6 protein-coding genes are annotated in these 7290 nt (G+C 70.5%); 2 read left to right on the top strand and 4 right to left on the bottom strand.

The genetic code is table 11. The features are described from left to right. Nucleotides 1–108 precede the first annotated feature (108 nt). The 3 genes from ACWD3D_RS30895 to ACWD3D_RS30885 form a co-directional block, all read right to left on the bottom strand. Entirely contained in the window at nt 109–1662 is a 1554-nt protein-coding gene (locus ACWD3D_RS30895) for an ABC transporter substrate-binding protein (RefSeq protein ID WP_451464051.1), read from the bottom strand. A gap of 360 nt (nt 1663–2022) precedes the next feature. Beyond that, entirely contained in the window at nt 2023–3372 is a 1350-nt protein-coding gene (locus ACWD3D_RS30890) for a metallophosphoesterase (RefSeq protein ID WP_451464052.1), read from the bottom strand. A gap of 308 nt (nt 3373–3680) precedes the next feature. Continuing rightward, complete coding sequence (locus ACWD3D_RS30885; protein WP_451464050.1) at nt 3681–3926, bottom strand: SCO4848 family membrane protein; 246 nt, start codon at nt 3924–3926, stop codon at nt 3681–3683. Between the two features lie 229 nt (nt 3927–4155). On the opposite strand from ACWD3D_RS30885, the gene ACWD3D_RS30880 reads away from it, so the two are divergent. Further along, nucleotides 4156–5454, top strand: coding sequence for a D-alanyl-D-alanine carboxypeptidase family protein (locus ACWD3D_RS30880; RefSeq protein ID WP_451464049.1), 1299 nt, complete (start codon nt 4156–4158; stop codon nt 5452–5454). Here ACWD3D_RS30880 and ACWD3D_RS30875 read toward each other — a convergent pair. After that, nucleotides 5417–6355 (bottom strand): YihY/virulence factor BrkB family protein, encoded by a 939-nt coding sequence (locus ACWD3D_RS30875; protein WP_451464048.1) that lies wholly within the window; start codon nt 6353–6355, stop codon nt 5417–5419. The two genes, ACWD3D_RS30880 and ACWD3D_RS30875, sit on opposite strands and share 38 nt — an antisense overlap. Nucleotides 6356–6525: 170 nt before the next feature. Between ACWD3D_RS30875 and ACWD3D_RS30870 the strand changes: the two genes are divergently transcribed. Continuing rightward, nucleotides 6526–7290 (top strand): FAD-binding oxidoreductase (locus ACWD3D_RS30870; RefSeq protein WP_451464047.1); only part of this gene is annotated, 765 nt, incomplete at its 3' end.

Raw genomic sequence — 7290 nt, 5'->3', positions numbered from 1 at the left:
GCGACCGGGGGATGGCCCCTGATGACCCAACTTGCTTGTGCGTAAGGCGCGTTCGACTGCCACGAACAGGGCCGTCTTCGTACGGGTGGCGTGCGCACCACCGGCGGATCAGATCCGCTTCAGCTCCCAGAGGCGCCACAGGCCGGTGCCGTCGGAGAGGTACTGCGAACCGGAGATCCCGGTCTTGGCGATGACGTAGTCCTTCTTCTGCCACAGCGGGACCAGCGGCACGTCCTCGCCGACGATCTGCTGGATCTCCTTGAAGTCGTTCGAGGTGCGGCTGCGGTCCTCGTACTGCTGGGTGTCGGTGACGAGCTTGTCCAGCTTCGGGTTGGCGTACCCGTTGTGGAGGCTGTTGTCGGTGCCGACGAGCGGCTGGCCGAAGGTGTCGGGGTCCGGGAAGTCGGGGAGCCAGCCGACGGTGTACGCGTCGTACTTACCGGCCGCGTAGCCCTTCTGGAACGTCTGCCACTCGACTTCCTTGACGTCGACCTTGAAGAGCCCGTCCTTCTCCAGCTGACGCTTGATCTCGGCGGACTCCGCGGTGGTCGCACCGTCCGGGCGGAACGCGAAGGTGATCGGCACGGGGATCTCGGCGCCGGCCTCCTGGAGGAGTTCCTTGGCCTTGGACACGTCGGGCTGCGGGTAGGTGTCGAAGAACGGCGTCGAGTGGCCGATGAAGCCCTGCGGGATCAGCGAGTAGAGCGGCTCGACGGTGGAGTCGTAGACGTTGCCCACCAGCGGCCCGCGGTCGATCGTCCAGGCGATGGCCTGCCGGATGCGCTTGTCCGAGAGCGTCGCGCCCGGGCGGACGTTGAAGACCAGGTTGCGGATCTCGGCGCTGTCCATCTCGGTGATCTGCACGTTCGGGTCGGCCGGGTTGATCTTGGCGATCTCGGCCGGCGGCAGCTGGCGGTGCGTCACGTCGAGGCCGCCGGACTTCCAGGCGGCGAGCAGCTTGTCGGAGGTGTCGAAGTACCTGACGTCGATCGCCGCGTTGACGTGTCTGATCGCACCCCGGTAGCTGGTGTTGGGCGTCATCGACGCCTTGACACCGGCCTCGTAGGACTTCAGGACGTACGGCCCGGAGCCGTCCACCTTGTTGTCCGTGCGGAGCTTGTCCTTCGGGTACGTCGCCGGGTCGACGATCGCGCCGGCGCCGGTGGCGAGCTTCGCGGGGAAGGTCGCGTCACGGGCGGACAGGTTGAAGGTGATGTCGCGGCCGTCGGTCACCACGTTCTTCAGGCTCGGGAAGAGGATCGCCGGGCCGACATCGGAGTTGATCTTCATCAGTCGGTCGAAGGAGTACTTGACGTCCTTCGCCGTGATCTTGTGGCCGTTGGAGAAGCTCAGGTCGTCCCGCAGCTTGCAGCGGTACGTCGTGAGCTTCTGACCGATGAACTGACAGCTCTCCGCGGCATCCGGCTCGGGCACGATGGCTCCGGACTTAAAAGTCATCAGAGTCTGGTACAGGTTGCTGAAGAGGGACCACGATCCCGCGTCGTACGCACCTGCCGGGTCGAGCGAGGTGACCTCGTCGACAGTACCCACAGTAATCGGCTTGCCACCCGCCTCATCGGAGGGAAGAAGCTGCCAGGCCCCGACCCCTGCGATGATCAGTACCGCGCATATCGCAAGAATCCGCACCCGGATCGAACGCATTGCCGTGCTCTCCCTTACCAGCCCCGCCGCGGTCAACGCACGCATACACGCACATCACCGCATGTTCGCGCTCACTCAATCACACGATTTTCGCATCTGGAAGACCAAATGGATGACCGATGGGCTTTTGATTGACACTTGAAACCCAAGCCGTCAAGAGGTGCGGCACATCTGTCCATTGAGTGGGACACCGGTCACTCGGGGTGACGAAAACGGCGTGCGGGCGGGGCCCGATGACCGTGCTGACAGATCGTCATGTCGACTTTCACACAACGGCTTTCTTCAGCGGAATACAGAGAAAAGGCACCGAAAAGCCCCATCGGGGACTCGCTCGGAAGAGCCGACTCCCTCGGGGAGGACTCAGGCCTGCCGGGAAGCCAGTTCCACGACCGTGATGTCGGAGGGCGCTCCCACCCGGACCGGCGGGCCCCAGGCGCCCGCGCCGCGCGAGACGTAGAGCTGGGTGTCGCCGTACCGTTCGAGCCCGGCGACGGTCGGGTTGGCGAGTTCCGCGACGAGGTTGCCGGGCCAGAGCTGGCCGCCGTGGGTGTGCCCGGAGAGCTGGAGGTCCACCCCGTGCGCGACGGCGTCGTCGATGACGACGGGCTGATGGGCCATGAGAACCGCGGCCCGCGCCGGGTCGCGGTCGCCGAGCGCGCGGTCGAAGTCGGGCCCCTGCCCCTCGCTCTCGCCGGCCACGTCGTTGACCCCCGCCAGGTCGAAGCCGTCGATCTCCACCCGGGCGTTCTCCAGCGGGTGCAGCCCCAGTTCGCGGACGTGATCGACCCACTCGGCGGCGCCGGAGAAGTACTCGTGGTTGCCGGTGACGAAGAAGCTGCCGTGCCGCGCTTCCAGGTCCGCCAGCGGTTCGGCGGCGTGACCGAGATCCGCGACCGAGCCGTCCACCAGGTCGCCGACGACCGCGATCAGGTCGGGCCGGGTCGCGTTGATCGAGTCGACCACGCGACGGGTGTGGGCGTGGCCGAGGATCGGGCCGAGGTGGATGTCGCTGACGACAGCGATCCTGAACCCGTCTGCGGAGCGCGGCAGTTTGGCCAGCGGCACCGTGATCCGCTTGGTGCGGGGGCCGCGCAGCACCCCGTAGGTGCCGTACCCGACCGTCCCGAACCCGGCGACGGCCGCGGCACCGCCGACCGCCCGCGCGACGAAGAGCCGCCGCGAGGGGCCGGGGGACGCGGAGGCGGGGACGGCCGTTGCCGGAGCGGTCCGCTCGGGGGCAGCCGTACGGGTGGTGGCACCGGACGGCACGAGCGCGTCGGCACTCTCGCGGGCGGGCTCCCCGGCGACCGGAGCGGCACCGGCACCGGCACCGGCACCGGCACCCGCGACGTCGGCCGCGCCCTCGGACGCACCCTCGCCCGGACGCTCCGGCCGTCGGCGGTCGAGCACCCGGCGGAGCAGCGGACGGACCGCCTCGCCCACGAGCAGGGCGAGCGTCAGGTAGAGCAGGCAGGCGAGCCAGAGGTACCCGGGCCAGGCGAGCACCCGTTGCAGCCAGAAGGGCGCGCCGGTCTGTCCGGAGACCAGCGCGCCGACGCTGAGCAGAGGCAGCACGAAGGCGGCCACCGTGCCCAGACGCCGGAGCGGGGTGCCCGGGGCGGTGGTGTCGCCGACGAAACGGCGCCACAGATAGCGGTGTACGCCGGCGAGCAGCGCCACCACCACGATCAGAACCACCGCGAACAGCACGACCACCGGTACTCCCCCGCCCCATGTCGCCGTGCCCGTACGCGGCGCGGCTCGCTCCCGCATGCTAATCGTGCGGCGACCACCGGCGAGGAGGAGGACACCTGGCGACGGACGGCACCCCGTCGGCGGGCGGTGCGGCCGAGGAGCTCCGCGGCGCGCGGCGGCGGACCCGGTACGGGCCGAGCGACGGCACGCGCACCTGCGCGGCGAGCTGCGTCACCTCGGGGTCCGGGTACCGGACCTGCGTACCGCCGTCACCGCGACCCGCCGGAGGCTGGGCCCCTGCCCGGCGCGCCGGTGGTGGCCGATTACGCGCGTTCGGTGCGGAGCGCCCTGATTCCCCGGAACCCGATGACTCCCACGGCCGTCCCCAGAAGGAAGGAGGTGATGGCGAGGAGCAGGTGGACCCAGAAGTAGGCGGTCGGATCGCCCGCGTCGTCGAAGGCGAGTCCGCTGCCGTCCTTCCACAGATTCTTGGCGAAAGTCACCCAGATCACCCACGACCACGCGCCGAACGCGAGCAGGAACCAGGAGACGGGACGGCTGAGCTTCATGGACCCAGTATCGCCGCCCGGCACCACTCCCCCCGCCCGGGGTACCCCGGCCCGCCCCGCTCCCCCGGTGGGCCGGACCGCGGAAAGGGGCGTGTCCCGATCCTGGCGATTCGTCAGGAACGGGGGCCCCGGCGGCACGGGCGGCGGAGGTGGGCTGTCCTGGCGTCGCCCCCGGCGGGTCAGGGGCTCCGGGTCCCCATCGACACGAACGCCCTGTACGTTTCCGACCGTGCCTGCTCTGAAAAAGACCGTACTCACAGCCATCTGCGCCGCCTTGATGTCCACCTTTGTCTTGGGTCCCGCGCCTGTATTCGCTGCGGACAAGGACAAGAGCGACGACAAGCAGCCGAGGCCGACCCTGCCGATGTCGAGCGTCGGCGGACCGCAGCTCGCGAAGGAGGGCACCCAGGTCAACCTGGGGGCTGGGGCCCCCGTACTGCCCGAGGAACTGACCGGCCGCTCGTGGATCGTGGCGGACGCCGAGAGCGGGGACGTCCTCGCGGCGCACAACTCCCACTGGCGGCTGCCGCCGGCTTCCACGCTGAAGATGCTCTTCGCGGACACCGTGCTGCCGGCGCTCCAGCCCTCCACGCTGACCCACAAGGTCACCGACGCCGAGCTTGCGGACCTCGGGGACGGCAGCAGCCTGGTCGGCGTCAAGGAGGACCAGACCTACACGGTCCACGACCTCTGGCTCGGCGTCTTCCTGCGCTCCGGCAACGACGCGGTGCACGTCCTCGCGTCGATGTACGGCGGCGGGGAGGCCGGGGGCGAGAAGGAAGCCGTCGCGAAGACCGTGACCGCGATGCAGGAGCACGCCGACGAGCTCCAGGCCCTCGACACCCACGTGGTCACGCCGGACGGATACGACGCCCAGGACCAGGTGTCCAGCGCGTACGACCTCACGCTCTTCGCCCGCAGCGGGATGCAGAAGAAGGACTTCCGCGAGTACGCGGCGACCGCCTCGGCCGACTTCCCGGGCGAGGAGAAGGACGACGGCAAGCGCGACACCTTCGAGATCCAGAACACCAACAGGCTGCTCACCGGCGACGTCGGCATCGAGCCGTACAAGGGCATCGCGGGTGTCAAGAACGGCTACACCAGCCACGCGGGCAACACCTTCACCGGGATCGCCGAGCGCGACGGCCGGGTGCTGCTGGTCACCGTCATGAACCCCTCCTCCGACGCGAGCCACGCGGTCTACAAGGAGGCGGCCTCGCTGCTGGACTGGGGCTTCGCGGCGAGCGGCAAGGTGACACCGGTCGGCGAGCTGGTGCCGCCGAAGTCGGCGGACGTCGGCAGCTCCACGGACTCCGGGACCGACGCCGGCAGCGGTACGGGCAAGGGGCCCCAGGCCGCCGCCGGGGCGAACCCGCAGAAGACCGCGGTGAAGTCGGCCGCCCGCGCCGAAGCGTCGTCCGGTGGCGTCGGCATCGCCCTGGCCCTCGTCGGCGGGGTGCTGGTGGTGCTCGCGGCCGGAGTGTTCCTGGTCAACCGGCGCTGGCCGTTGCGCCGCCCCCGCCCGTAGCGGCCGGGCCGCCGCCGCCCGCCGCTTCCGCTTCCGCCCGAGCGGCCTCCTCCTTGCTGCCGGTGGCGGTCCAGGCGGCGCAGACCAGCAGCAGCTTGGCGGTGAAGTTGATCCACAGGAGCAGCGCGATGGGCACGCCGAAGGCGCCGTACATGCTCTTGGACGCGACACCGCTCATGTAGCTGCCGAGCAGCAGTTTGAGGAGTTCGAAGCCGACCGCGCCGACCAGGCAGGCCACCACCAGCCGGCGGCGCGGCGGTTCGACCCCGGGCAGCAGGGTCAGCAGGTAGAGCAGCAGCAGGAAGTTGGCCACCACCGCGACCGCGATGGCGGCGGCCTGGAGCAGCAGGCCGCCCGCGCCGTCCTCCGGGATGCCGATCCGGTCGGCGGTCCAGCCGACCGCGGTGGAGCCGACGGTGGACAGGACGAGGGTCAGCAGCGCGGCGCCGCCGAGGCCCACCAGCAGTCCGGCGTCCTTGAGCTTGCGCACGACCGGGTTGCCGTCGTCCTGGTCGTCGATGCCCCAGACCGCGCGCAGGCAGTCGCGGAGCGAGCCGACCCAGCCGACGCCGGTGAAGAGCAGCAACGCACCGGCGACGACTCCGACCGTCCCGGCGTGCGCGACGAGGTTGTCGATGCCGAGCTGGTCCGAGATGCCGGGCACCTGCTCGGCGGTCTTCTGCTCGATCGTGTCGAGCTGGTCGTCGCTCAGGAGCACGGCACCGATGGCGGCGCCGACCGCGATCAGCGGGAAGAGCGCGAGGAAGCTGATGAAGGTGATGGCCGCCGCGAGCCGCGTCCAGTGTTCACGTTCCAGCGTCTCGTACGAGCGCCAGGCGTGCGTCTCCATCAGCCGGGCGAGCGGCGGGCCGACCACGGGGAGTCTCTTCAGCCAGTCCATGACGTACGCGTACCCTCCGGGACCTGGAAAACCTGTGGACGGGACGCACACTTCCGCGCGGCGGCGGAAGTTCGACGCCGGGGAGTGCTGACACTCGCTGCATCACCCATTCCGGTGAGCCCTGTAACAAATGCCCCAAAGGGGTTTTCCCGGGCGATACGGTCATCCGCATGTCCGTCGACACGGTGTCCTTGAGCGGCTCCGGCCGCACCGCCCCGACCACCGCCGTACGGTTTCGTCCTCGTACGTACGAGGAGGCGGCCGACGTCGTGCGCGGGCGCGGGCCCCGGGGCGCGATCGCCCGGGGGCTCGGGCGCGCGCCGGGAGACGCGGCGCAGAACGCCGGCGGCTCCGTCCTCGACATGGGCGCGCTGGACCGGGTCCGCTCCTTCGACGCGGCCACCGGCACCGTGGTCTGCGACGCGGGGACACGGCTGGACCGGCTGGCCGAGACGCTGCGGCCGTCCGGCTGGTACCTCCCGGTGGTGCCGCCCGGCGACCGCCGGATCACCGTCGGCGGGGCCATCGGCTCCGACGTGCACGGCCACGACCACCGCACGGCCGGGTCCTTCAGCCGGCACGTGACGGCACTGGACCTGCTGACGGCGGACGGCTCGGTCCACCGGGTGCTGCCGGGCACCCCGCTCTTCGACGCCACCGCGGGCGGACTGGGACTGACCGGGATCGTCCTCGCCGCCACCCTGCGCTGCCGCCGGATCGCCACCTCGCTGATCTCCGTGGACACCGAGCGGGCCGCGGACCTGGACGATCTGCTCGCCCGGATGGCGGGGAACACCACCCGGCCGCCGTACGAGAGCGCCTGGATCGACCTGATGGCGCGCGGGCGGTACACCGGCCGCTCGGTGCTGGTACGGGGCGCGGGACGGGGAGGGGTGCGGGGATGGTGGAGCGAGGGAGCACGGAATTCGGAAGGC

The sequence above is a fragment of the Streptomyces sp. NPDC002690 genome, assembly GCF_053592415.1.
Note: the sequence above shows the minus strand (reverse complement) of the source record. Positions and strands in the feature narration are given on the sequence as shown.